General features: G+C 51.3%; 19 protein-coding genes and 1 pseudogene. 3 read left to right on the top strand and 17 right to left on the bottom strand.

Going from position 1 to position 25,345, the window contains the following annotated elements; all coding sequences use genetic code 11:
• Nucleotides 1-8: 8 nt before the first annotated feature.
• Nucleotides 9-206: a helix-turn-helix transcriptional regulator gene (locus CCC32_RS06890; RefSeq protein WP_042520009.1), complete on the bottom strand. Its 198-nt coding sequence runs from the start codon at nucleotides 204-206 to the stop codon at nucleotides 9-11.
• Between the two features lie 292 nt (nucleotides 207-498).
• On the opposite strand from CCC32_RS06890, the gene CCC32_RS06885 reads away from it, so the two are divergent.
• Complete coding sequence (locus CCC32_RS06885) at nucleotides 499-654, top strand: hypothetical protein (RefSeq protein ID WP_287073265.1); 156 nt, start codon at nucleotides 499-501, stop codon at nucleotides 652-654.
• A 1,480-nt stretch (nucleotides 655-2,134) separates the two neighbouring features.
• Here the strand turns inward: CCC32_RS06885 and CCC32_RS06880 are convergent.
• The 16 genes from CCC32_RS06880 to CCC32_RS06810 form a co-directional block, all read right to left on the bottom strand.
• Nucleotides 2,135-3,379: an ABC transporter permease gene (locus CCC32_RS06880; protein WP_287073263.1), complete on the bottom strand. Its 1,245-nt coding sequence runs from the start codon at nucleotides 3,377-3,379 to the stop codon at nucleotides 2,135-2,137.
• A gap of 56 nt (nucleotides 3,380-3,435) precedes the next feature.
• Nucleotides 3,436-4,614, bottom strand: a complete 1,179-nt coding sequence (locus tag CCC32_RS06875) for an ABC transporter permease (RefSeq protein ID WP_287073284.1) — start codon at nucleotides 4,612-4,614, stop codon at nucleotides 3,436-3,438.
• A gap of 124 nt (nucleotides 4,615-4,738) precedes the next feature.
• Entirely contained in the window at nucleotides 4,739-5,722 is a 984-nt protein-coding gene (locus CCC32_RS06870) for an HlyD family secretion protein (RefSeq protein ID WP_042520006.1), read from the bottom strand.
• Nucleotides 5,723-6,143: 421 nt separating this feature from the next.
• Nucleotides 6,144-7,634, bottom strand: a complete 1,491-nt coding sequence (locus CCC32_RS06865; protein ID WP_231572929.1) for a TolC family protein — start codon at nucleotides 7,632-7,634, stop codon at nucleotides 6,144-6,146.
• Between the two features lie 109 nt (nucleotides 7,635-7,743).
• Complete coding sequence (locus tag CCC32_RS06860) at nucleotides 7,744-8,622, bottom strand: DUF8429 coiled-coil domain-containing protein (RefSeq protein WP_022317662.1); 879 nt, start codon at nucleotides 8,620-8,622, stop codon at nucleotides 7,744-7,746.
• 226 nt (nucleotides 8,623-8,848) lie between these two features.
• Nucleotides 8,849-10,408: a PD-(D/E)XK nuclease domain-containing ATP-binding protein gene (locus CCC32_RS06855; RefSeq protein ID WP_287073259.1), complete on the bottom strand. Its 1,560-nt coding sequence runs from the start codon at nucleotides 10,406-10,408 to the stop codon at nucleotides 8,849-8,851.
• Between the two features lie 137 nt (nucleotides 10,409-10,545).
• On the bottom strand, nucleotides 10,546-11,670 hold the full coding sequence (locus CCC32_RS06850; protein WP_044073775.1) for an Mrp/NBP35 family ATP-binding protein: 1,125 nt from the start codon (nucleotides 11,668-11,670) through the stop codon (nucleotides 10,546-10,548).
• A gap of 206 nt (nucleotides 11,671-11,876) precedes the next feature.
• Entirely contained in the window at nucleotides 11,877-12,647 is a 771-nt protein-coding gene (trmB, locus tag CCC32_RS06845; RefSeq protein WP_287073256.1) for a tRNA (guanosine(46)-N7)-methyltransferase TrmB, read from the bottom strand.
• A gap of 267 nt (nucleotides 12,648-12,914) precedes the next feature.
• The gene (locus CCC32_RS12655) at nucleotides 12,915-13,136 is read right to left on the bottom strand and encodes a DUF6722 family protein (RefSeq protein WP_044065607.1); all 222 of its coding nucleotides are present in this window, start codon (nucleotides 13,134-13,136) and stop codon (nucleotides 12,915-12,917) included.
• Between the two features lie 43 nt (nucleotides 13,137-13,179).
• Nucleotides 13,180-14,202 carry a branched-chain amino acid aminotransferase gene (locus CCC32_RS06840; RefSeq protein ID WP_022316288.1) on the bottom strand — a complete coding sequence of 341 codons (1,023 nt, stop codon included), beginning with the start codon at nucleotides 14,200-14,202 and terminating at the stop codon, nucleotides 13,180-13,182.
• Between the two features lie 284 nt (nucleotides 14,203-14,486).
• Nucleotides 14,487-14,678, bottom strand: a complete 192-nt coding sequence (xseB, locus tag CCC32_RS06835; RefSeq protein WP_022316289.1) for an exodeoxyribonuclease VII small subunit — start codon at nucleotides 14,676-14,678, stop codon at nucleotides 14,487-14,489.
• A 696-nt stretch (nucleotides 14,679-15,374) separates the two neighbouring features.
• On the bottom strand, nucleotides 15,375-16,730 hold the full coding sequence (gene xseA / locus CCC32_RS06830) for an exodeoxyribonuclease VII large subunit (protein WP_287073252.1): 1,356 nt from the start codon (nucleotides 16,728-16,730) through the stop codon (nucleotides 15,375-15,377).
• Between the two features lie 108 nt (nucleotides 16,731-16,838).
• Complete coding sequence (locus CCC32_RS06825; RefSeq protein ID WP_044074133.1) at nucleotides 16,839-17,024, bottom strand: hypothetical protein; 186 nt, start codon at nucleotides 17,022-17,024, stop codon at nucleotides 16,839-16,841.
• Nucleotides 17,003-17,869 carry a hypothetical protein gene (locus CCC32_RS06820; RefSeq protein ID WP_287073250.1) on the bottom strand — a complete coding sequence of 289 codons (867 nt, stop codon included), beginning with the start codon at nucleotides 17,867-17,869 and terminating at the stop codon, nucleotides 17,003-17,005. Before CCC32_RS06820 ends, CCC32_RS06825 begins: the two co-directional genes overlap by 22 nt.
• A 739-nt stretch (nucleotides 17,870-18,608) precedes the next feature.
• Nucleotides 18,609-20,015: a S8 family serine peptidase gene (locus CCC32_RS06815; RefSeq protein ID WP_287073248.1), complete on the bottom strand. Its 1,407-nt coding sequence runs from the start codon at nucleotides 20,013-20,015 to the stop codon at nucleotides 18,609-18,611.
• Between the two features lie 805 nt (nucleotides 20,016-20,820).
• Nucleotides 20,821-22,860, bottom strand: a complete 2,040-nt coding sequence (locus CCC32_RS06810; protein WP_287073246.1) for a hypothetical protein — start codon at nucleotides 22,858-22,860, stop codon at nucleotides 20,821-20,823.
• Nucleotides 22,861-24,648: 1,788 nt separating this feature from the next.
• Between CCC32_RS06810 and CCC32_RS06805 the strand changes: the two genes are divergently transcribed.
• Together CCC32_RS06805 and CCC32_RS06800 are read left to right on the top strand one after the other, a co-directional pair.
• The gene (locus CCC32_RS06805) at nucleotides 24,649-25,170 is read left to right on the top strand and encodes an IS110 family transposase (protein ID WP_287073244.1); all 522 of its coding nucleotides are present in this window, start codon (nucleotides 24,649-24,651) and stop codon (nucleotides 25,168-25,170) included.
• Nucleotides 25,143-25,345 (top strand): annotated as a pseudogene (locus CCC32_RS06800) (IS110 family RNA-guided transposase); the annotation flags it as partial. The gene CCC32_RS06805 and the pseudogene CCC32_RS06800, both read left to right, overlap by 28 nt.

The following is a 25,345-nucleotide window of genomic DNA, read 5'->3' as shown; positions in this document are numbered from 1 at the left end:
ATATAGATTTAGTCAAAGTTAATTATTTCGCTTACATTGACATTCAGCAACTCTGAAATTCGCTTCAGTGTTGCCAAATCAGGCTGTGTCGTATTGGTACACCATTTTGAAACAGTAGTTTGATTAACACCCAACTGTTCCGCAAGCCATTTATTGGTCTTTTTATTCTTTACCAATACAAGTTTTAATTGATTTAATTCTTCCATACAGTCACTATATTGCTTTAAATGCAAATATAATGATTTTTAATGACAAAGTAGAGACAAAGAATGATTCTTTAACAAGATGTAACAATAAGAACACTACACTCTCCCATTCACTACTATTATCCCCAATCGGTCATTAGGACGTTTATAGAAATATTTAATGACTGCTTGCAGTCTTTTGTTTTTTATAAGGCGTCTTTTGCTTGTTTTTAATTCGCAATAGCCCGCTATTACTCATTAACCCCCAAACAAAATCCACTCTTCTAAAATTCCAAAATACAAGCAAGCCCTAATGACCGATTTGGGATTATCCACACACTGCCGACTGGCAGGACCGGGAGTGTTTGACGGAAAGGTGTCGGGCAATTGTCCAGATGCCGTCTGGAGGATTTCATACAGTTTTATGACTGCCGGCGAGGACGGAAGTGGATGGGGAATGATGGGGTGAAAGGTAATGGGAAGGGATGGCAGATTGGGGAGATTGCGTTGCCGGGGAAAGGGAAAGAAATAGGAAGATATTGGTGTGATGAAAAAGTGGGATATTGGGCACGAGAGGAGAAGGAAATGTGCCCAGGTGGGGCAACGTGCTTGCCCTTGTTGGGTAACGTGCTTGCCCCACTTGGGCAACGTGCTTGCCCAAAAACGGGACAAAAAACAGTGTAGAGAGGAGGGGATGCGTCACCAACTCGCAAACATATCGAGCGATAAACCGCAAGTATAATGACAGAAAATGAGAACAAGTCTGATGGCATCAGCCCCCACCCTCGGTCTCGAACCCATCCTAACATTCCACGTAGGATAACCCATCCTGACCTTCCCAAAGGGAAGGAACAAGTTACTATACTTTGTCAAAGACTTCTTCAGACAATCACATTAGCCCCCACCTAGCCTCCCCCGTAGGGGAGGGACAGTTACTATTGTTATTGATAAACCACTGATAATCAGACTTCTTCAAACAATCATATCAGCCCCCACCTAGCCTCCCCCGTAGGGGAGGGACAGTTACTATTGCTATTGATAAGCCACTGATAATCAGACTTCTTCAAACAATCATATCAGCCCCCACCTAGCCTCCCCCGTAGGGGAGGGACAGTTACTATTGCTATAGATAAGTCACTGATAATCAGACGACTACTGACGATAATATTACTTGCAAGGGTATCTGTCCCTCCCCTACGGGGGAGGATAGGTGGGGGCTGATGGCAATATCCAGACTAACCTGTTCCTTCACTTGGGGAAGGTTACTATGTTTTGTCAAAGACTTCTTCAGACAATTATATCAGCCCCCACCTAGCCTCCCCCGTAGGGGAGGGACAGTTACTATTGCTATTGATAAACCACTGATAATCAGACTTCTTCAAACAATCATATCAGCCCCCACCTAGCCTCCCCCGTAGGGGAGGGACAGTTACTATTGTTATTGATAAACCACTGATAATAAGACGACTACTGACGATAAATATTACTTGCAAGGGTATCTGTCCCTCCCCTACGGGGGAGGATAGGTGGGGACTGATGTCATTTAACCAGAGTAACCTGTTCCTTCACTTGGGGAAGGTTACTATGTTTTGTCAAAGACTTATTCAGACAATTATATCAGCCCCCACCTAGCCTCCCCCGTAGGGGAGGGACAGTTACTATTGCTATTGATAAACCACTGATAATCAGACTTCTTCAAACAATCATATCAGCCCCCACCTAGCCTCCCCCGTAGGGGAGGGACAGTTACTATTGCTATTGATAAGCCACTGATAATCAGACGACTACTGAAGATAATATTACTTGCAAGGGTATCTGTCCCTCCCCTACGGGGGAGGATAGGTGGGGGCTGATGTCATTTAACCAGAGTAACCTGTTCCTTCACTTGGGGAAGGTCAGGATGGGTTTAAAGGTCAGGATGGGTTTAAAGGTCAGGATTGGTTTGAAGGTCAGGATTGGTTATCCTCAGAGGAAGGGACGGTTTTGGAGCGGAGGTGGAGGAGGCGGTGGTGGATGGCATGGCGTGCCTTGGCGATATTGAAGCGGTAGACTTCGTGGGCAAGGACGAAATATACGATTGTCTGGATCCAGAGGGCACGGTATTCGGTGGAGACGTCGGTGAGGGTGGCTCCCATGGAATTCATCCTCACGAAGCCACGGATGCCGAAGGTGGATGGGAAGAGCCACGACACACCCTGCCAGAAAGCCGGGATGTTGCTCTGCGGCCACGATACTCCCGACATGAAAAGGAGCATGACGGAGGAGAAGACCACAAGGAGCATCACGTTCTCACGATAGCGCATCATTACCGAGAGCGTCATGCTGAAGAATATGCACGAGAGAAGATATGGCAAGGAGAAGAGAGCCAGCTGGCTCAGCGTGACAAGACTGATGAAATTGAAGAAATACGGTACGGCACACAAGAGGTATGCCGCCATCACAACGTATATCATCAGGTATGCCATCGCCTTGCCCCACACGATGCGCATCACGCCACGGTAGCGACGGTGGATAGGCACGAGAAATCCGTAGTTGTTCTTCTCCCTCGCCGTTCCTGCCGCCATTCCCACACCCAGGAGCAGCGTCTGCTGGATGATGAGCATGAGCACTCCGGGGATGATGAAGTTGCCATATCCCGCCGTGTTGTTGAATATCGGCACCTCCTGGAAGTCGAGCGGCCGGGTGGTGATCTCGTTCTCGCGCTCGGTGTAGTTGCCCGAGAGCTTCACCTGAATCCTGGAGTTCAGTTCGCCTTGAATAGCCACGCAAGTCTGGAAAATCGCCTTGTAGGCAAGCATGATGCTCATGTCGCAGTATACCCCCACGTGGGTCTGCTCCATGCGGTTGAGCTTGGTCTGGAAATCCTCAGGAAAGTATACCACTCCGTAGGCATCGCCACGGCCAATGCGCTGGCGCGCCTCGTCGAGACTGTTGCATCGCAGAGCCACGCGGGTGTCGGGCGAGGCGTCTATCATACGGGTGAATTCGCGGCTGGTGTGGCTATGCGAAAGGTCGACTATCGCCACGGGCACCTCGCGCGCCACTTCATTGTTGTATATCCACGAATACAGGAGCGGATATGCCAGCGGCACCACGACGAGGAAGATGAGCACGCCCTGGTCGCGGAACACATTCTTGAGTTCCTGCAGGCAGATATAGCAAGTGTCGCGCAGTATGTTGAAAAACTTGTTCATTGTTGTCATTCATTTGGCGTTATCGGAAATCATACATCCACAGAATCCGGGACGCACTATTCCATATACTTATATTCCCTCATCGCCTTGCGTATGTTGCCAGCCACCAGCATCGGCAGCAGCGAGAAGGCAATCATCGCCACGAGGTTGACCCATGCGTAAGAGAGGGGGAAATCATTGAATACGCTCGTCTGATAGATGCGGAAATAATGCCGCAGCGGGAACATCTGTGCTATGCCTTCGATGGCAGGATCCATGGCGAAGACGGGGAACGCCGTCCCGACGAGCGAGAAGCTGAGCACAGCCCACAAGGAACAGGTGCTCATCGACATTCTGAGCGACGGCATGAGTCCGAACATGAATGCCCCGAATCCCTGGGATGCCGTGACGGCGAGGAGTCCGAGCAGGAGGATATGGAATGTTCCTCCGCTGTGTGGGAATCCGAGGATGCCGTAGACATACAGAGAATAGAGATAGAAGACGCTGAGGAATATCAGCGTCTGCGGCAGCAGCTTGCCGAGCAGCAGCGTCCATTTGTCGTCCCCTGCCACAAGGAGGAGCTTCCGGGCACGGTTGAACTTCAGTTCCGTGCCGAGCGAATAAGGCGTGAGCAGGAAGATGAAGAGCATGAGGCATCCCGGCACGAGCATCGTGGTGAGATAGAAGTTATAGTTGGTCCACGGGTTCTTCACGGCGTGTAGGTCAACGACGATGGGCTGCAAGAACGCCATTATCTGCTTCTGTGTGTATCCCCTGGCCTGCATCGTGGCAGAGCCGACACCAGCCGAACCGAGCGTCGCTATGGTCTTGAGGTCTTTGTAGAGCAGTGCGCCTGCCGTGAGCGAGGTGTATGAATAATAGAAGGAGATCTTGGGCTGACGTGAGGCGAGCAGCTTGTCGGTGGTTCCCTTGGGGAAATACATGAATCCGTAGATTTCGTTGCGCTGCATCGCCAGTCGCGCCTCGTCCACACTGTTGTAGTATGCCACCACATCGGTGTTCTGGAAGGCGTCGAGCTTACGGGTGAGCTGGCGTGTGGTGACGGTGTTGTCGAGGTCTACTATTCCCACCGGCATCTTGTTGGGCTGTCCCTGGTCCATGAGCGTGGTGAAGAACACCATGACGAACATGGGCAGCAGGAACATGCATATCAGATACACCGGCGTGGTGAATATGATATGCAGCTCGCGCAGGAAAACGGCAATGAACCCCGTGCGTCCGGCAGGGGTCTGCATGCCCTCGCCCTGTTCTGCGGTCAGCGGATCTGTATGCTTTGTCTGAGTCATTTTATATCGGGTTGTGGTTTCTCCCCCACCGCTGCCGAAGAGACATGGAGAGGGAGATGTGTGGGGTGGGCAATTACTTTATCACGAGCGTCATTCCCGGACGCAGACCATCGGTCTTGCCCACGGGGCGCGCCTTCACCTCAAAGGTCTTGAGGTCGTATTGTCCGTTAGACTTCGTGGCCTTCCACACGGCGTAGCTGCCCTGGTCTTTGAGGTAGTACACCTTCATCTTGATGTCTTTCTTGAAGGCTGGCGAATAGGCGGTGAATTCAGAACCCACCTTCATGCCCGAGAGCTGGTCTTCGCGCACGTTGAAGGTTCCCCACATGTCGCTCATCACCGATATGCTCATGATAGGCGAACCGGTTCCGACGAGTTCTCCCACGTTGGGATAGATGTCGCTGACCTCACCCTCCACCTGTGCTATCTGCACCGTTTCGTGGATGTATGAGTTCACCTCCTGCACTGCACCACGGGCACGGCTCACCTGTGCGGCGGCGGCAGCGCGCTCCTCTTTGCGTGCACCCTCCTTGGCCATGTCATACTGGCTCTTGGCAGCCTTCTCCTGTGCCTCGTAAGCCTTGTAGGCGGCGAAAGCCTCATCGCGCTTCTGTGCGCTCATCACTCCCTCGCCGAAGAGGCGCTGCACACGGTCGTAGGTCTTCTTGGCAATGTCGAGACCCGCCTTTGCCTGCTGCCAGAGTTCGTAGGCACCCTGTATCTGCTGCTGGCGCGCACCGTTATCTGCCATGTCTTTCATTGCCGATGCCGCGTCTTCGGCTCCGAGAGCCTGTGCCTTCTTAGCCTCCACTTCGGGAGCGTCGAGGATGGCGAGGGTGTCGCCCACGTGTACGTAGTCGCCCTCTTTCACTCTGAGTTCGAGAATTCTGCCGGGCACCTTGCTCGATACCCTGTATTCTGCCACTTCCACTTCACCCTGAATGATGTCGGGCTGGCTGCCGAGGGTGAAATAGCCTATCAGTCCTGCCAATACGACAACCGCGGTGAATCCGGCGATTGCCAATGCTATACTTTTCTTTTGTGCTTTATTTTCCATTGTTTTTACTTATGTTGCAAAAAATCAGCTCACTATCGGTTTTCCTTAAAAGAAGCTTCTCCTAACCTCCACTAAAGGGACGGGACAAGTTTCTCTGCCAATCAATTCAGCCCCCTGTCGTTCTCAAACCCATCCTAACCTTCCCCAAGGGAAGGGACAAGTTACTCTGTATCTTGATTACAGCAAATCAACAACAGCCCCCACCTAGCCTCCCCCGTAGGGGAGGGACAGATACCATCGGCTATCAGACTATTGTCTGTAGATAGCTTATTATCAGTTACTTATCCGCAAACGGAGTAACCAGCATCTCCCCTACGGGGGAGAACGAGAGGGGGCTGATGACAATTAGCTGTAGTAACCAGTCCCTTCCCTTGGGGAAGGTTAGGATGTGTTTGAGGCAAGGATGGGTTTGAGGCCAGTCCTACATCTGTCCGATAGCCTTCTTGAGGTTCACCTGGGCAATCTTTATCTCCACCTCGGAGTCTATTTTCTGCGACTGCGCCTGCATCCATGCGGTCTGCGCCTCCATCACATCAGTGGTCTGGAGCACACCCTCCTTGAATCCCACGTTGGCACAGCGAAGGTTCTCCTCCGCCTTGTCCACGTTTTTCGTCGCCATAGCATATTTCTTACGTGCCTCCTTGAGCTTGAAGCTGCACTGGCTCACCTGGAGGTCCACCTTCTCCTGCGTCTCGGCGAGTTCGAGTTCGGCAATCGTAGTGGCAGCCTTGGCGGCGCGCACCTTGTAAGTGCCGTCCATCCAGTGCCATACGGGGATGCGTACCACCACGCCCACGTTCCAGACGCCGGCGAACTTCCTTGTGAATCCGTCGTACACGTTAGGGTTTGTCATGAGGTATCCTCCCGAGAGGAGCACCTGCGGCAGATAGGTAGCCCTGGCGAGTTTAGTTGCCTGGCGGCTGATGTCCACGGTATTGGAGAGGAGTTCCAGTTCGGGGCGATACCAGTATGCCACGGTGTCGGCACCGTTTACCGAATCCTCTTCGATGGCGATAGCCGAAGCCGCCTCGTCAGCAAGCGTGATGTCAGACTCCACAGGCATTCCGCAGGTCTGGCAGAGGAGCATCTTGGCAAGCGAGAGACCGTCTTCCACCTGCGTCACCGCCATCTCCGCCTCGTTCACCTTCACGCTGACCTTGAGTCCGTCAGCCTTGGTAGCCACTCCCGCCGTGATCATCTTCTGCACGTCGTCGTCGAGTTTCTGCACGAGCTGCAGGAAGCTGTTGGCGAGGTTGAGTTTATGGCGGAGCGACACCACGGTCCAGTAAGTCTGGTCGATGTTCTGCAGCGTGTTCTGGCGTGCCAGCTCCTCGTTTACGGCAGCCATCTTCTCGTTGATGTCGGCGATATTGTTTGCCGCCGTGATGGCTCCACCCATATATATCGGCTGCGTCACCATTGCCGAAGCCATATACATGGCGCGGTTGTTGGTGCGGAAGCCGTCCACCACATCCTGTCCCAGATGGTTCAGCGTTCCCTGCAGTTTGGGGTCGCTGATGCCGAGCAGTCCGCCGAGCGAGGTGCCGATGTTCTTGAGTGTGGACTTCTGGGTGTTGTTGAGGATTGAAATCTCACGGCTTGAGAAGATCGCACCGCCCATCACATCGAGGCTCGGCAGATATTTCGTGCGAGCCGACTTTCTCATCTGTGCCGCCATCTCTCGCTGCACGCGTTTAGATGCGAGCGTCTTGTTGTAGCCCAACGCCATGTCGCGGCAGGTCTGCAGGGAGAGCGGTCCGCCGGCCATCACCCTGCGTGCTGCCTGCACCTGGGGCGACGCCACACGCGCCTCACACTCTATCGTGTGTTGTGTTTCGTGATGGTCCGTCTCCTGCGCCACAGCAGCTGCGGCGAGGAGGGAGAGGACTATCGTTGCTTTTAATCTGTTCATTATAATATAATTATCGCAAGTTGACAAGTTTACAAGTTGACGAGTTGACGAGGAAATTAGCAGTGCGGACTCCTTGTTTACTCGTATCTTGTGTCTACTTGTCTACTCATTATTTGAATGTGAAGTTGCGCTGTCCGATGAGGTTGCCGTCGGCGAATACGCTCACACTGTATGTGCCGGGGTTGAGAGTCTCGCTCACGTTCCAGTACATAGTCACCGGAGTCTCGTTGCCGGTATATTCGATGGTCTTCGCCATGGTGTATTGCAGCGAACGGTTTTCATACTTGAACGATCCGCTGGCTCCCATCACTCCACCAGCCGGCGTGGTGATTCTGACATAGAGCTGGCGCTTGCCGTTCTGGGCTGTAACGTTTCGTGTTATGGTGAATCCCACGGTGATGAGCTTGGCATCCTTGATTTTCTTCACGTTCTTCTTGGCTCCGTTTTTCTTCTTGGCTCCCATGGTGATGCCGGTGGCGTCGAGCTGTGCGGCGATTGCCACCTTCTCAGAGAGTGATGCCTTGTCGGAGTTGAGACCTTCGATCTGTCGGGTGGCCTCCTCATACTGTCCCTTCACACGGGTGTTCTCAGCTGTGAGGTTCTGGTTGAGACGGTTGAGGGAGTCGATCTCGAGCACGTAGCTGCGGATTACGGCACGGCATGTGGCAAGCTCTTTCTTGAGGCGTGCTATCTCGCGAGCGTCACTGCTCTTCACGTTTTTGAGTTCCTGCAGCAGAGCTTCGGTGCGTTCCTGTTCGCGGGTGAGCTGTGCCACGATGGAATCGTTGTTGATGCGTGTCTTCATCTCCGAATACTGGTCGGCAAACTGCTGGTATTCGTTCTCCATCTCTTTCTTGTCCATCTCGGCGAGCTCCTGCATTGCCTTGTTAGCCTGTTTCTCTTTCTGCAGACTCATCGTGAGATAAGCTATTCCGCCGAGGAGCAGCACCCCCACTACTACCAATGGTATCAATACTTTCTTGTTCATATTGCTGATGTTTAAATTGTCACTAAATAAAAGCCTGTCTTTCCATTTTGCAAATTTACTTTCTTTTTAGCAACGACTGAAAAAATTTACGTTACTTAATATTTAACTAACATAAAATTATAGGGTTTTAAGGAAAAATAGAACAACATGGAAGCCTGGCTATCCGACAATCGGTAAAAAGAACAACAGGTCAGGCTATCAGACAATCAGTGAATAGCACAACAGATCAGGCTATCCGCCAGTCGGTGATATTGCCGACGGAAGAGTCGAAATTGATGCCCACCTTAGTAATCAGCTTGCCAGAAAGGGCAAAGCGATCGGCATAGTTCTTCAGGTCTATCTGCTTCATGGCAGCATCGGCATCCTTGTTGAGTTTCAGTTCTATCAGGTAAAGGCGGTCGGCAGTAAGCATCACGATATCCACCCTGCCCTTTGGCGTGTGCACCTCCACATCCACCACATAATGAGTGAGCAGCGTGAAGATGATGAAAAGCATCTGCTGATAATGCCCCTCATGATTCGTCACGTTGCAGTATGGCACCGTGGCGAGGAATGTCTGCAGCAGCCTCAAGGCACCGTCGATGTCGTTCTGGCGGATGAGCACCGACATCCGGGCTATCGCCACATCACCCTGCTCGGCATACGAGCCGTCGAGATAGTTGGGCAGCAGACTCTCGAAGAGCCCCACCTTCACCTCCTTGTTAGGCAGGTCGAGGGTGTATAGCTGGCTTATCTTGTCGTAGCCCTTGATGGTGATATAGCCGCTCTGATAGAGCAGCGGCGTGATGGTCTTCATGGTTTCCGTCGGCGAGTCGAAAGCCGACGACTTGGCACACATCCGCTGCAGGCTCGCCGGCTGCACATTGAATCTCTGCAACATATTGACGAGATATGTGGGTGTGCCCGATGCGAACCAGTAGGAATCGAAGTCTTTGTTGGCGAAGCTGCTGAGCAGGCTGAAGGGATTGAACACTCCCGGCGAATGCGCCGAGAAATGATAGCCGTCGTAATTCTCCTTCAGCTTTGCCACCACCTGCCGCGGCGTCAGCTCGTTGGCCTGAGCCAGACCGGCGATGCCGTCCTGCATGTCGTCCAACAGTTCCGTTTCCGTTATGCCGCAAATGCCGGCATAGTCATCCTTCATGGAGATGTTGCTGATATTGTTCAGTTCGCTGAAGATGCTGAGCTGCGAGAATTTCGTGATGCCGGTGAGGAAGACGAAGCGCAGATATGGGTCGCAGTCTTTGAGCGGACTGTAGAAATTGCGCATGATGTCGCGCATCGCCACGAGTTGTGACTCTTCATGCGCCACATCGAGGAGCGGGGCGTCGTATTCGTCGATAAGCACCACCACCTGTCGCCCGGTCTTCTCATAAACAGCCATGATGAGGTTTGTCAGCCTGAGATTGGGCGCCGCGGAATGGAATTCCACTCCGAAGCGTTCCTCATTCACCTTCAGTATATATAGCAGATACTCCTGCAGTCCCTCCACATCCATGTGTTTGGCCCCTGCCATGCTGAGAAGGACAACGGGATATTCCGTCCATTCCTTTTCCAGCTTCTCTATCGCCAGTCCTCTGAAGAGGTCTCGCCTTCCCTCGAAATAGCTCTGCATGGTGGATACGAGAAGCGACTTGCCGAAGCGTCGCGGACGGCTGAGGAAATAATACGTTCCGGCAGCATGTGCCATGTTGTATATATACTCCGTCTTGTCTATATACAACATATCGTTCTCTCTGATTTTGCTGAACGTCTGTATTCCTATTGGATATCTTCTTTGGGTCATGATCTCGTATCCTCCCTGCTTGATTATAGAACGGTCATCAGACCGCATATCGGGTTTTCATTACTGTCTGCACAGTATTTCAGTTCTCATTCCACTCCCCATCCCTTCTGCCCAGGGCATACCGGGTGGGGAAGCCGTCACTCCTTCACGGGCACGATCTTGGTCTTGGGCTGCTCGCGGTTGCGGCGGTTTACCATTGTCACCACTGCCTGTGCGAGATTGAGGAACGCCTGTCCGGTGATGCTCTCCGGATGGCAAGCCGCCGGCATTCCCTTGTCGCCGTCCTCACAGATGCTCTGCACGAGAGGAATCTGTGCGAGCAGCGGGATATTGAGCTCTTCAGCCAATTTCTTGCAGCCCTCCTTGCCGAAGATGTAGTATTTGTTTTCTGGCAGTTCGGCAGGAGTAAACCATGCCATGTTCTCCACCATTCCGAGGATGGGCACGTTCACCTTGTCGTTGCGATACATGTCGATACCCTTGCGGGCGTCGGCGAGGGCAACGCTCTGCGGAGTGCTCACAATCACGGCTCCCGTGATGGCGAGGGTCTGGAGCAGAGTGAGATGGATGTCGCTGGTGCCCGGCGGCGTGTCGAGGACGAAATAGTCGAGGTCGCCCCAGTTGGCGTCGGCGATGAGCTGCTTCAGGGCATTGGATGCCATACCGCCTCGCCACAGCGTTGCGGTGTCGGGATTCACGAAGAATCCGATGCTCAGGAGCTTCACTCCATATTTCTCTATCGGCTGGATGAGCTGGCGGCCGTCCACCGGCACGGCATACGGACGCTCGTCCTCAACGTCAAACATCTTTGGCATCGACGGACCGAAGATGTCGGTGTCGAGCAGTCCCACCTTGTAGCCCAGACGGGCGAGCGAGATGGCGAGGTTTGCCGACACGGTGCTCTTGCCCACTCCGCCCTTTCCGGAGCTTACGGCGATGACGTTTTTCACCTCCGGGAGCAGCTTGCCCACTTCAGGGCGCGGCTTGGACTTATATTCCAGTTTGATGTCGATGGTCATCTCCTTGCCGGAGTCGTCGCCTTCGTGCTGGCTCACAGCATAACGGATGGCCGCCTCGGCAGCCTTGACTGTGGATTTCAGGAACGGGTCGGTGTCGCGGGGGAAGATGAGCGTGAACGACACGCTGCTGCCGGCGATACGCACGTCGTCGGCGAGCATCTCGCTCTCGATGAGATTCTTCTTGGTGCCTGGATACGTCACGGTCTGCAACGCATCGGTAATGAGTTTTGGATATAATGTCATTTCTGTCTTGAATTTATTTTCATTGAAGATAACCGCATAGCAGACTGACCGCGCCGCTGACACGCCCCACACTAAACGGGGATGCCACGCCGGGAATGCCGCGAAACGGCAGGCGCCGCGGACTGTCGCCATACGAAAAAGCGCCAACCTCACAGACGTCACTGCAAAGTTAGCGTTTTTTATTTATCCTGCAAAATATAGATGGGTCACTTTGCCGAATCCTTTCCACTACGCTTCGTGCGCTTGTAGCTACGGTATTCGTCGAGCGGGATTTCCACGTCAGACTCTTCGAGAGTGCCGGCGGCCGGCAGACGGAATTTGAGGTATTTGATGTTCAGTCCGCGGTCTATCCACTGGTTTTCATAATATGTGTGGATGGAGAGGATAGAACGGGTGTCGTTGTCGAGCGACTGGTCGTGGTAGAGGTCTTCGGTCTGCATCAATACGGGCAGCGCGTTTTTCTCCACCATGAGTCTGGTGTATGTGAAAAGGAAATTGGAGTCTGTCTTCAGATGCACGAGTCCTCCGTCTACGAGGAAGCGGCGGTATCTCTCCATAAAATATGTGCTGGAGAGACGCTTGCGCGGATTCTTCATCTGCGGGTCGCTGAAGGTGAGCCATATCTCCTGCACCTCGCCCGGGGCGAAGAAGCGGTCGATTATCTCGATGTTGGTGCGCAGGAAAGCGGCGTTTTGGAGTCCTTCCTCCAGAGCCTGCTTTGCTCCGGTGTGCATGCGCGCTCCCTTGATGTCGACTCCGATGAAATTTACGTCGGGGAACATGCGCGCCAGTCCCACTGTGTATTCTCCCTTGCCACAGCCCAGCTCCAGGACAATGGGGTTCTGGTTGTGGAAATATTCCTCGCGCCATTTGCCCTTCATCTCAAAGGGCACGTTTTCGATTACTGAATATGGATACTGGAAGACATTCTTGAATGTCTCCATCTCTGCGAATTTCTGTAGTTTTCCTTTACTCATTTATGATGTTGTACGTGGTTCAGTGTTCAACGTTTTGTCCGTGTTTGGTCCTTTTCTTCTTTTTTTATTGTGACGAGGGCCACTATTATTGCGAAAACGACCATCAGACCTACTGTCAATAGTTTTATCATAATCTTTTCCGTTAACCCAAAACTATCATTAGGACGTTTAGTTTGGTTTTTAATTACTGCTTGTTGTCTTTTGATTTTTATAAGGCGTCTTTTGCTTGTTTTTAATTCGCAATAGCTCGCTATTACTCATTAAAAGTCAAACTAAATCCACTCTTCTAAAAAACAAAATCCAAGCAAGCCCTAATGAAAGATTTGGGTTTAACAACAAAGCCCCTACTAATAAACACAAGGCAAAAATACAAAAAGCGAGAATTGTGTAGTATATATTGTTCATCTCTCCGAAGAAAGAAGATAACAACAATGCAGTCAGAATATATTTCGCCACATCCAAGAACCATCTACCAAATTCCTGCCTCATGTATTTTTGCCTTGAGAGTATATCGAATTATCTATACTTTATCTTAGTCGATAATCACCTTAGTCCATCCGTGTGTGTCAGGCTCGATACCATACTGGATGTTGCGCAGATGTGTGTAGAGCTTGTGTGAGATAGGACCTGGCTTGCCATCCTTGCTGAATGTGTAGCGCTTGCCGGTGTCGAGGTCGTCGATATAAGAGATAGGGCTGATAACGGCTGCTGTTCCGCATGCTCCTGCCTCCTCGAAAGTCTCCAGCTCCTCTTCCGGGATAGGGCGACGCTCTACCTTCAGACCGAAGTCCTCAGCGAGCTGCATGAGGCTCTTGTTGGTGATTGAAGGGAGGATAGATGTTGACTTAGGAGTAACGTAGGTGTTGTTCTTGATACCGAAGAAGTTGGCAGCACCACACTCGTCCATGTATTTCTTCTCCTTGGCGTCGAGATAGAACTCACAAGCGTAGCCCTTCTCGTGTGCCAGATGGTTGGCCTGCATAGAAGCTGCATAGTTTCCACCCACCTTGTACTTACCGGTGCCGAGAGGAGCTGAACGGTCGTACTCGCGTACGATGACGTATGGGTTGGTAGAGAAACCGCCCTTGAAGTATGGACCTACCGGTGTGACGAAGATGATGAACACATACTCTGTTGCAGGGTGAACACCTACCTGGGCGCTTGTTCCGATGAGCAGCGGACGGATATAGAGCGATGCTCCGCTCTCATATGTTGGGATGTACTCCTGGTTGAGGCGTACCACCTTTGCCACCATCTCCTCGAAGAGCTCTGTAGACACCTCAGGCATCATGATGCCACGGCATGTAGACTGCAGACGGGCTGCGTTCTCGTCCATGCGGAACACGCGTACCTTACCGTCGGGGCAGCGGAATGCCTTGAGTCCCTCGAATGCCTCCTGTCCGTAGTGCAGACAGGTAGCTGCCATATGCAGATTAACGTATTCGCTGGAGCAGACTTCAATCTCGCCCCATTTGCCGTCGCGATAGTAGCAACGCACGTTATAGTCTGTCTTTCTGTAACCAAAGCCTAAATTAGACCAATCCAAATCTTTCATATTGTAATCGTTTTAAAGTTAATCTGCCGCAAATTTAGTAAGAATATTCATTCTCTGCAATAAAAATCGAGGGAATTTCTTTTTTTCTGCAAAATCACCCTCACCAAAGGGCACAGAATTGCCGTTTTGCATCAATATCGGGCATCAGGGCCGGCTGATTGTGGAATGCAACGGGACGGGTACTGTAGGCAGATTAAAGTCAAGGCAGATGGATGCGAATCTGATATACTGACTGCAACGGGTACGGGGGGCTGTCGGCTGAACATACGGAGCGGTGCCCACTGTCATTCGTCGAGCAGTTTCTTTATCTCGGCGTCGGTCTTCTGGAGCTTCGCCTTGCATTTCTCTATCAGTTGCTTGGCGGTCTTGAGCTGGTCGCAGAGGGAGTCGATGTCGAGTTCTCCGCTTTCCATCTTGCGAACTATTGTTTCGAGCTGGGTGACAGCTTCTTCGTAGTTGAATTTCTTCTCTGACATGATGTTTTTTTATTTATAAATGACTATTATTTTTGTTGGGCTGATGGATACTATGATCTAATGGATACCAATCTTTTTGACGTGGTGTCCACGACCTTCGGCGTGGACAAATCAAAGAAAAAAAACACGGATATCACAGACTTTACACAGATTGGTCTTCACGGATTATTTTTCTTTGATATTATTTTGCCAATGAATCTTGGATTCTGTTTGGATTCTGAAGGATTTGGAGCACTATGGTGCTCGCTGCTTCCAGACGAGTTCGTTACTCTGACAATGAGTTCTGCCAATCACTTCAGCCCCCTCCCGTTCTCAAACCCATCCTAACCTTCCCCAAGGGAAGGAACAAGTTACCCTGCTTTGTCAAAGACTTCTTCAGCCAATGACATCAGCCCCCACCTAGCCTCCCCCGTAGGGGAGGGACAGATGCCATTGGCTTTTGATTATTGTCTGTAGCTACTAGATTGTCAGTGGTTTATCATTAACAATGGTAACCAGCTTCTCCCCTACGGGGGAGAACGAGAGGGGGCTAATGTGATTGACTGAAATCAGTCGCCAAAGTAACTTGTCCCTTCCCTTGGGGAAGGCTAGGATGGGTTATCCTACGGGGGAGGATAGGTGGGGGCTGATGGCAGTATCCAGAGTAACCTGTTCCTTCCCTTGGGGAAGGTTAGGATGGGTTGCCCTTGGGGAAGGCTAGGATGGGTATACCGCCACTGTCTTCGCCTCCACCCTACCCTTTGCGAGCCTCGTCTCCACCACGTCGCCGGGAGAGAGCTGGCTGCTATCGGTCACCGCCTTGCCGTTGAGCGTCGTTATCGAATAGCCTCGGCTGAGCAGCAGCTGGGGGTCGAGGGCGGCAAGGCGCTGACTCATCATCTCCATCCTGTGGCGCTCCGCCGTCATGCGGCGGTCTACTGCCGGCCGGATACGTCCTTCTGCCATCTGCAGCCTCACGCTCTGCCGCTCCACTGCCGCAGTGGCTGCCGTGGCGAGGCGCGAGGAGAGGGTGTCGAGACGCGACGTCTGCCGTGTGGTGACGAGCGAGAGATATGTGGGTATGAGATGCGTGATGCGGTCGAGCCGCTGCGTCTCGCGCTGCATCAGCAGCCGGGTGTTGTCGTGGATGCGGCGTGCCGCCGTGTCGATGCGGTCGGCAACGGCTTTCAGATTGTCGATGAGCAGTGCGGCGGCTGCCGTCGGCGTCTTCACCCTGGTGTGTGCCACCATGTCGGCAACTGTCTCGTCGCGGTCGTGTCCGATTCCGGTTATCACGGGCAGGGGGAAGTTGGCGATATTCTCGGCGAGCATCAGCGAGTCGAAGCCGGAGAGGTCGCTTGTGGCTCCTCCGCCACGGATTATCACCACGCAATCGAACTGGTCTGCCCTGCCGTAGATATCGTTGAGGGCTGCCACTACGCTCTGCTCCACTCCCTCGCCCTGCATCGTGGCAGTGAAGAGTTCTATGGTGAAGGCGAAGCCATATCCGTTGTGTGTGAGCTGATGGCAGAAGTCGCCGAGTCCTGCCGCCGTCTGACTCGACACCACGGCGATGCGCTGGGCGAAGAGCGGCAGAGGGAGCTGTTTGTTGAGGTCGAACACCCCTTCTTCTTTCAGCCGCCTCACTATCTCCTGACGGCGGCGCGCCATGTCGCCGAGGGTGTATGTGGGGTCGATGTCGGTCACTATCCATGAGAACCCGTAGGCTTCATGAAACTGCGGATACACCTTCATCAGCACCTTCATGCCTGCCCTTGGCTGTGCTCCCGTCACGGTCATGAACTTGGGCAGGATCCTGCTCCACGTGCCGCGCCAGCATTTTGCCGATGCCTTAGCCACGGGGGTGTTGTGGAGGTCGTCTTTCTCCACGAGTTCCATATAGCAGTGGCCGTTCACCTGGCGTGCCTCGCTCAGCTCGGCTTCCACCCAGTATTCCTCCGAGAGGGTCTGTTCGATGGTCTGCCTCACGAGGTTGTTGAGTTCAAAGAGTGTGTAGTGCATATCTGGTATATGTGTGTATTTCTGCAAAGTTACAGATTTTTCTCTTTCCATCCGCCCGGAATAAAAAAAAATAATCCCCGCCTCCGGTCATATCGTGCCGGGGGCGAGGACTGAGGTTATCCCTGATCGGTCATCAGCGTTCGTCTGGATTTTCTCTTTTCAGAAGAGTGTATCCTGTCTGCCTTGTACGGGTGGCGCTATTTGCAGCCTATGGGTTTCTTGCCGTTGAGTGCCGGGAAGTGCCACTTTGAGCACTGCCGTATTGAACAGCATAGCGAGGGCAAGGAGGAGCAGGGCTAAGGCGTTGCGGCGGTTGGCTGTGCCTACATGAATGTGCGTCCCCATTTGCCGGTGAAGTTAAAGGATGTAAGATAGAAGTAGTTTATCCTTCCGTTATCTATCTCGTCTTTGAAGATAGTGTATACCATCGGCTCGGTGAGCTTTGTCAGATCGAGGGCCTCATATATCATGCCTCCGCCGTCTTCGAAGTCAATATCTGCCTTATAGAGCATGTCGTTGCTCCATCTGAAGTAGCACACCTTGGCTCCGTTGTATGGGAAGTCCTGGCAGGCTTCCTTCTCTGCCACCCATTTCCCTACGCCTTCGAGTCGCTCATAATCGGAGCCGCCTGCAAAGAACACTTTGTATTTGAACACAAGCACGTTGTCCACCATCTTTCCCAGGCGCAGCGAAGTGGCACCGTCGTAGTCGGTAACCTCGGCAACGTAGAGTCCCGACTGTCCTTTCACCTTACCTATGCGCCAGCTCATGGCCTGTGCCATCCATCCTGCCGTGGCGTCGGGGTCGTCGGTTGTCGTCCATACATATGGCGTGTTCTGACATTTGTTCACCATAAACGGCTCCGGCACCACTTTTGTCATCACAGACTTGCTCATGTAAACGGTTTTACCTTCCACATTGGCCTCCACCCAGTCAGGGTTGTCGCCCTCGTCGGCAACGATTTGTGCGTTGGGCAGCCACCAACCCTGATCGTAGCTTTTGTACACTGCCACTTTCCTTGCTTTGGTGCTTGGAGTTTGCCTCATGTTTGCAGAGTTTCCCTTAGGGTGATAGAGTGCCTTGGGGGCATCGAATGTAAGACTTCGGAGTACTTGGCCAGCGGTCTGTGCCGTAGCAGAAAGACTCATCGCGATGAGTGCGACGAGAAGAGAGAATCTTGTTCTTTTCATAAATAGTATCGTTTTTTTAAAATTAGTTTTCATTTTACTTGCCACACCTCTGTCCGCATGGCTCCTCTTCTGTGTATGCCAGTGTGGATAAGGTGTCTGTCGGCAGACCGACTCATAGTAGCCTCTTTAGGCAAAGGGGCTGTTCAAATGCCTTGTCTTGCTTGCGTTGGCAAATGTAATGAAAAAATCTAAACAATCCTAAAAATTACTTGATTATTTGTTTACGAATATATTAAATATGGTCATCACTCTATTTTTTCCATATCGACAGGAAAAGGGAGTGCCCCGGCACTCGCGAATCCACTTAAATCCCAAAGTAAATCCAAAGAATACAGGTCTAAAATGATCCGTGATGATTTATCCGTGTGCATCGGTGATATCCGTGTTTCATTTTAGACCGGTGGACATCGCCGAAGGCTGATGGACACCATATTATCACTGATATATTTTTTCCGTGTTGTCGTTGTGTCCCCAGCCTTCGGCGTGGACACAAATCAAAAAAAAACACGGATACCACGGACTTTACACGGATTGGTCTTTCACGGATTTCTTTTTTTATATTATATGGCCAATGAATCTTGGATTTGGGTTATGGATCTATTTGGATTTGCGAGTGCCGGGACACTCCCTTTCTTGGCGGTATCAGATGACAAATAAGCGGGCAAAATGTTTATTGATAAATCAGCAAACAGTGCTACTACCCGACACCACCCAAGACGAACCCATCCGCCAGCGTATCTCATTTCGAAAAATCCGGCACGCCATATCCATACACATTGTCGGGATGGCTGAAGTTGTCGCCGAGACTGCGCACGAGGTCTATTATCTGCAGCGCCGTCATCTCGCGGTGCTCCTGCCACAGACATGCCGTGAGACCTGCCACGATGGGACAGGAGAAGGAGGTTCCCATCACCGACGTCAGTGTGCCGCGCTCCGAGAGTATGTTCGTCGGACTGCCCTGCGCCATCACGTCGGGCTTCACCCTGCCGTCGGCAGAGGGTCCCACGCTGCTGAACGAGGCGTTGCGGCGCTCCGGAGTGACGGCTCCCACACACAGCATATCACGGGCGTCGGCAGGGAACCCGATCTTCTTCCATGGGTCCTGACCGTTGTTGCCGGCACTGTTCACGAGCACCATGCCGCGGCTCGCCACCGTCGACGCCATACGCGAGATGAGTGCCGTCCTGCCGTCCTGCTGCCAGTAGGAGTAATAGTTGGTGAAGGGCTTGTCGTAGATGTTGAAACCGAGCGAACAGCTTATCACGTCGACTCCCGCACTGTCGGCAAACTCTGCCGCCGCAGCCCAGTAGTCCTCTTCCACTGGCTGCTCCGACTGCTGGTCTTCGCAGCGCAGCAGCCAATAGGCGGCATCGGGGGCGGCTCCCACATACACCCCCGGTTTGTTTATCGCCAGGATGGAGAGCACGTTGGCGCCATGCTCCATCTCGGCAAAGATGCTCCGCGACTGTGGCACCACAAAGTCGGCATAGCCTACGAGGTTTATATCCCTGAACGCCGGAATGAGGTCGGCATTCAGAAAACCGGCATCCATCACGGCAATCGTCATTCCCTGTCCGCGGAATCCCCTCTCATGGAGCTTCACTCCGCCCACCATCTCCAGCTGCGGCTGCGCCACTCCGTGGGAAGCGTGTATAGAGGTGTCGCGCTGCTCTATCTCGGTGCGGTATCTGGGGCGCGGCGGATTCGCCACGATGGAATCCGGCGACACCCACACCATCCTGACATCGCTGACGAAGGGCAACTGGGAGAGACGCCCGGTGGCTTCGCCGTCCTTGGTGCGCACCACAATGGTGTTGCTCCAGCGGCTGCGGCTCACCACCTTCATCCCCGGCAGCTTCTCCACCTCGTCCACATACTGCTGCGCCACGGGCACATCGAGCGTGTCCACGCTGATTCCCTGTCGGCGGCGTCTCTCCAGTGCCTTTGCCGAGAGGAACGACAGTGGATTGCTCATCATGTGAATCGATGGCAGCTTGTCGGTGAGCGTGAGTCTGTACATATAATGCTTGCCTCCGGGATATGGTATCTTTGCCGAACCGTTGGTGCGTGCCTCTGCCGGAAGCATCATAGTGAGCAGGAGTGACACGAGGGTCACTATCATGGGTAGGAGTTTATCGTTTCGCATAGTGCGTCTGTATTTATATATAATATGGTGTGTATGTATATAGAATTATCGGAATGCAAAAGTAAACAAAATAGTTGAAAAGACAAAGATTAAGTTTAATCCATAAAGACATCAAACCCATACTAATCTAAAACCCATCCTGACCTTAAACCCATCCTGACCTTTCCAAAGGATAACCCATCCTGACCTTCCCAAAGGATAACCCATCCTGACCTTCCCAAAGGATAACCCATCCTAACCTTCCCCAAGGATAACCCATCCTAACCTTCCCCAAGGATAACCCATCCTGACCTTCCCAAAGGGAAGGAACTAGTTACTCTGCAACTGACTTCCGCCAATCATATCAGCCCCCACCTAGCCTCCCCCGTAGGGGAGGGACAGTTACTGCTACTATTGATAAACGATTGATAATCAGATAACTACAAACGATAATCATGTAACCAATGGTATCTGTCCCTCCACTTCGGGGGAGTTACTTTGGCGACTAATTTCAGTGAATCACCTCAGCCCCCTCTCGTTCTCCCCCGTAGGGGAGAAGCTGGTTACCATTGTTAATGATATACCATTGGCAATCAAGTAGCTACAGGCAATAATCAAAAGCCAATGGTATCTGTCCCTCCCCTACGGGGGAGGCTAGGTGGGGGCTGAAACCAATTAGGCGTAGTAGTAACTTGTCCCTTCCCTTGGAGAAGGTTAGGATGGGTTTGAGGCTAGGATGGGTTGCCCGTTATAGAAAAGTAACGCCCCCCAACCGGCACAATCACCGGTCGGGGGGCTGATAATAATGGAGTTATGACACACCTTTCTATTTCTTCACTCTCTTCACGCCGTCCACGATGTAGATGCCGGCAGGGAGTTCGTTCCATTGCTGGGTCTGCTTCACGCCCGTCACGCTATAGATACCCTTTGCGTGGGCAGGAACGTCGGTTGTGATGTCGCTAATGCCGCTGGCGTCTGGCTCAATCACCACTTTGTCGGTGACCACCTCGCCGTTGAGAGCAACGGCGTGCAAGGCTCCGTCGAAGGCTGCGCCCTCAGGCTGGGTGATGGTGCATCCGTCAAGAATGAGGTTCTGGAGGTCGCATATTGAGCCTGAGCTGCCAGTTGCCTCAACGTATGCGTTGCGCAAGGTCAGTATCTCACCAATCTTGCCATCAACTCCTGCTACACCATATTTTCCTTCCACATATAGCTTGACGCCTTCAACAGAAAGCGAAGTGTGCAGATATAATCCACAATCATAAGGGGTCTTCAGTCTGAGAGTTCCAGAACCACTAATGGTGGATGTTTTTTGAATCGAAATGCATGCTGTCTGTGACGTAATAATGTTATTGCCGACTACCACAATCTTCAAGCCCTCTACATATTTATTCCAAATTCCATTGCCGGGTGTATTAATAGTAACATCCTCCATAGTAAGGGTCTTAGTCTCGGGATCGTAGCTCATCTTTCCATCCACACCGTCAATGACGCTGAGGTCCTTGCAGTTCTTTTTTGTCACATTCTCGCCGGCAATGTTGATGCCATAGCTGTCTGGCTCAATCACCACCTTGTCGGTGACCAACTTGTCGTTGAGCACCACAGCGTAACTGTTTGCATCGAAGGAAGCACCCACTGGCTGGGTGATGGAGCAGCCGTCAAGCACGAGGTTCTGGAGGTCGCATATTGAGCCTGAGCTGCCAGTTGCCTCAACGTATGCGTTGCAAATAGTGAGCACATTACCAGATGTCTGAAGTGTTTGTCCGGCAATCCCCCATTTTCCTTCCGCATATATCGTGACGCCTTCAACTGTGAGCGAAGATGGCAGAAATATTCCACAATTATCACTGCTCTTCAGTCTGAGAGTTCCAGAACCACTAATGGTTGATGGTTGCCTTATCGTAATGACTGCTTCATTTGCCGTAATAGTGTTATTGCCGACTAAATTAATCTTCAAGCCTTTTACATCTCTATTCCAAATTCCAACTTTTTCGCCAGTTATGTTAATAGTAACATCCTCCATAGTAAGGGTGTTTGTCTCGGGATCGTAGCTCATCTTTCCATCCACACCGTCAATGACGCTGAGGTCCTTGCAGTTTAGGGACGTCACATCCACGCCGGCAATCTGAACGCCATAGCTTGGCACAATCACCACCTTGTCGGTTACCATCTCACCATTCAATACCACAGCATTATTCTGTGTACTGAACCAAGCACCATCGGGTTGTGTGATGGAGCATCCCTCAAGCACGAGGTTGGCGATATCGCAGATGGAGCCCGTAGAGCCCTTGGCTTCCACGTGAGAGTTGCGGATGGTGAGCACCTCTTCTGCCACATTGTTGTTTGCGGATATGCCCCATGCGCCCTCTGCCTCCAACCAGCAGTTGCTGATTTCGAGAGGACAACCGCCGAAGAGTAAGGCGCATCCGTCGCTCTTTACGCTGAGTTTTCCGCCGCTGTTGCTCCAAATTGTCGTCTCCTCTTTCAACTTTATGCCAGCCGCGCCAGTAACATAAATGGTGTTTGTGCCGATCAACTCTATCGAAAGGTAGTCGCAGGTTTCGTTCAAGATGGCGTTATAGTCATTTGCCTCAATAGTGGCGTTGTCGAGCGTCAGGGTTCTGGTGTTCGGGTCGAAAGACACCTTGCCGCTCACTCCGCTGATTTCGGTGAGGTCATAACGGTTGTAGCCCGTAATATCCTCTCCGGCAATCTTGATGCCATACGTCTCTTGCGCCAACGCGAACGCTGACGTCATCATCATTATCACAAGCATGAGGAACATGCGCATCCGTGTGGCGCCTCTTGCAGAACTCTCAAGGAGCCGCGGGATGACTGACTGTTGGTTACGGTTTAGTTTTTTCATAATCAGTTGGGTTTTAATTATTAAACATGTTTTTGTGTTATGCCCCTAAAGGCATTGTTTTGCCCCTAAAGGCATTGTTATGCCACTAAAGGCATTGTTATGCCACTAAAGGCATTGTTTTCGCCTGCAAAGTAAGCGTTTTCCGGATAAAAACACTAGGATATAATTTACAAAAAATGGCCAATTTCTTACAAAATCACCTGTTTTTGTAAATTTCGCACATGAATTTACCAAAACGCGACTATATAAGGACTGCATTTTGGGGGACTGCACAAAGGAATATGTAGACACAACAGTGAAGTATTAATGATGCTATTGACTAAGGGAAAGGGAGTGCCACAAGCACTCGCGAATCCATAGAAAATCCCAAATTAAATCAAAAAAACAGGTCTAAAATGATCAGTGATGATTTATCCGTGTGCATCGGTGATATCCGTGTTTCATTTTAGACCGGTGGACATCGCCGAAGGCTGATGGACACCATTTCTCACGGATTAATTTATACCTTATTTCTCACAGATTAATTTATTCCGTGTTGTCGTTGTGTGTCCCCAGCCTTCGGCGTGGACACAAATCAAAAAAGAAACACGGATAGCACGGACTTGACACGGACTGGTCTTTCACGGATTTTTTTGATATTATTGAGCTAATGATTCTTGGATTTGGGGTTGATTTATTGGGATTTGCGAGTGCTGGGGCACTCCCTTTTCCTGGCGGTATCGCTATTGTTACTCAGCATATCGACAACAGCCCCCACCTAACCTCAAACCCATCCTAACCTTCCCAAAGGGAAGGAACAAGTTACTTCGCATACAGATTTCAGCCCCCACCTAACCTCCCCCGAAGGGGAGGGACAGATACCATTGACTGCATGACAGTCGTTTGCAGCTGTCTGATTATCGTTTGTAGTTATCAGATTATCAATCGCTTATCAACAGCAATAGTAACTGTCCCTCCCCTTCGGGGGAGGTTAGGTGGGGGCTGATGTTCATTGGCTGAATTGATTTGCTGAAGTCTTTGACAAAGCAGAGTAATTTATTCCTTCCCTTTGGGAAGGGTAGGATGGGTTTGAAGGCTAGGTGGGGGCTGATGTTCATTGGCTGAATTGATTTGCTGAAGTCTTTGACAAAGCAGAGTAACTTATTCCTTCCCTTTGGGAAGGGTAGGATGGGTTTGGAGGCTAGGTGGGGGCTGATATGATTGGCTGAAATCAGTTGCAGAGTAACTTGTCCCTTCTCTTTGGGAAGGTTAGGATGGGTTATCATACGGGGAGGGACAGATAGTCTTGGTTCATCGTATCAAACAAGTGGACAAGCAGGATTCTGTTTAACCCAAAACGGTCATTAGGCCGTTTATTGTATTTTATATTTACTGCTTGCAGTCTTTTGTTTTTTATAAGGCGTCTTTTGCTTGTTTTTAATTCGTAATAGCTCGCTATTACTCATTAAAAGCCAAACAAAATCCACTCTTCTAAAAGAACAAAATCCAGGCAAGCCCTAATGACCTCTAAGTTTGCAGAAGATTGCGACGAAGTCGCATAAACTCCAAATAATCAAGGTAAAACTATGATTGCTAAAGACAGTTTCGTACCTTTGTTGTAAAAAGGTAGAATCGGTCTGTCGAAGAGGTAAACCAGCTAATGACCCAGCCGTAAAGCTATAAATCGTTTTAGGTCCTCATCGACATAGTTGCAAAGACCAGATAGAAAGTTATCGGCTCTGAGCCTTGTTAGAGTGTTAGTCCATACAACTATTGACCAATTCTACACAATATAACTCGTACAAAGTTATGAAGAATTTATTTATCGGAGTTGATTTTTCGAAAGAAAAAGTTGATGTGGCTATCCTTTTTGCAGACGGACTGGCAGAAACCGCTGCTAGAGTGTTCAACGAGTTCAAGACAACCGTGTCTGGCTATAGGCAGTTGGTCAAGTGGGTTGAGCAGAATTCCTGCGGTATCGACTCGTCCTTGTGGCTCTTCTGTGGCGAGAACACGGGCGACTACAGCAAGGGACTGTGCAACTTCCTCTACGGTAAAGGCTACGACATGTGGCTTGAGAACGCAAAGAGCATCAAAGACGCATCTGGTCTTAGACGATTGAAGTCTGACCGTGCTGACGCCTCGATGATTGCAGAATACGCCATGAGGAATTACGATAAAGCCGTTATGTACGAGCCTCTTAGCGAGTCGCTTACACAACTGCGTGAGCTGTTCCTATACCGTCAGATGATCGTAAGACACAGATGCAGTTTCCAGGTGCGTAGAGGCGAAAGCGACTCACTATGGAGAAGTCGCCAGTCAAGACAATGATTTCGCAGAGCGGACGGCACATCGTCTCTGAACTCAATAAGGAGATAGAGAAGATAGATAAGCGCATTGCCGATCTCATCAAGTCGGACGAGGAACTCACCGAGGTGTTCACCATCGTGACCTCGGTGCCTGGCATAGGAACGCAGAACGCTGTGTGCCTGATGGTGTACACCGA

The organism is Prevotella sp. LMAG:51 (genome assembly GCF_008680225.1).
In the GTDB taxonomy this organism is placed as follows: domain Bacteria; phylum Bacteroidota; class Bacteroidia; order Bacteroidales; family Bacteroidaceae; genus Prevotella; species Prevotella pectinovora.
Note: the sequence above shows the minus strand (reverse complement) of the source record. Positions and strands in the feature narration are given on the sequence as shown.

Bases quoted from the DNA above. Each gene is read 5' to 3' on its own strand.
- CCC32_RS06890 (WP_042520009.1), bottom strand. From the start codon at position 206: ATGGAAGAATTAAATCAATTAAAACTTGTATTGGTAAAGAATAAAAAG.
- CCC32_RS06885 (WP_287073265.1), top strand. From the start codon at position 499: ATGACCGATTTGGGATTATCCACACACTGCCGACTGGCAGGACCGGGA.
- CCC32_RS06880 (WP_287073263.1), bottom strand. From the start codon at position 3,379: ATGAACAAGTTTTTCAACATACTGCGCGACACTTGCTATATCTGCCTG.
- CCC32_RS06875 (WP_287073284.1), bottom strand. From the start codon at position 4,614: ATGCAGACCCCTGCCGGACGCACGGGGTTCATTGCCGTTTTCCTGCGC.
- CCC32_RS06870 (WP_042520006.1), bottom strand. From the start codon at position 5,722: ATGGAAAATAAAGCACAAAAGAAAAGTATAGCATTGGCAATCGCCGGA.
- CCC32_RS06865 (WP_231572929.1), bottom strand. From the start codon at position 7,634: ATGAACAGATTAAAAGCAACGATAGTCCTCTCCCTCCTCGCCGCAGCT.
- CCC32_RS06860 (WP_022317662.1), bottom strand. From the start codon at position 8,622: ATGAACAAGAAAGTATTGATACCATTGGTAGTAGTGGGGGTGCTGCTC.
- CCC32_RS06855 (WP_287073259.1), bottom strand. From the start codon at position 10,408: ATGACCCAAAGAAGATATCCAATAGGAATACAGACGTTCAGCAAAATC.
- CCC32_RS06850 (WP_044073775.1), bottom strand. From the start codon at position 11,670: ATGACATTATATCCAAAACTCATTACCGATGCGTTGCAGACCGTGACG.
- trmB (WP_287073256.1), bottom strand. From the start codon at position 12,647: ATGAGTAAAGGAAAACTACAGAAATTCGCAGAGATGGAGACATTCAAG.
- CCC32_RS12655 (WP_044065607.1), bottom strand. From the start codon at position 13,136: ATGAGGCAGGAATTTGGTAGATGGTTCTTGGATGTGGCGAAATATATT.
- CCC32_RS06840 (WP_022316288.1), bottom strand. From the start codon at position 14,202: ATGAAAGATTTGGATTGGTCTAATTTAGGCTTTGGTTACAGAAAGACA.
- xseB (WP_022316289.1), bottom strand. From the start codon at position 14,678: ATGTCAGAGAAGAAATTCAACTACGAAGAAGCTGTCACCCAGCTCGAA.
- xseA (WP_287073252.1), bottom strand. From the start codon at position 16,730: ATGGAAAGAGAAAAATCTGTAACTTTGCAGAAATACACACATATACCA.
- CCC32_RS06825 (WP_044074133.1), bottom strand. From the start codon at position 17,024: ATGGGGACGCACATTCATGTAGGCACAGCCAACCGCCGCAACGCCTTA.
- CCC32_RS06820 (WP_287073250.1), bottom strand. From the start codon at position 17,869: ATGAAAAGAACAAGATTCTCTCTTCTCGTCGCACTCATCGCGATGAGT.
- CCC32_RS06815 (WP_287073248.1), bottom strand. From the start codon at position 20,015: ATGCGAAACGATAAACTCCTACCCATGATAGTGACCCTCGTGTCACTC.
- CCC32_RS06810 (WP_287073246.1), bottom strand. From the start codon at position 22,860: ATGAAAAAACTAAACCGTAACCAACAGTCAGTCATCCCGCGGCTCCTT.
- CCC32_RS06805 (WP_287073244.1), top strand. From the start codon at position 24,649: ATGAAGAATTTATTTATCGGAGTTGATTTTTCGAAAGAAAAAGTTGAT.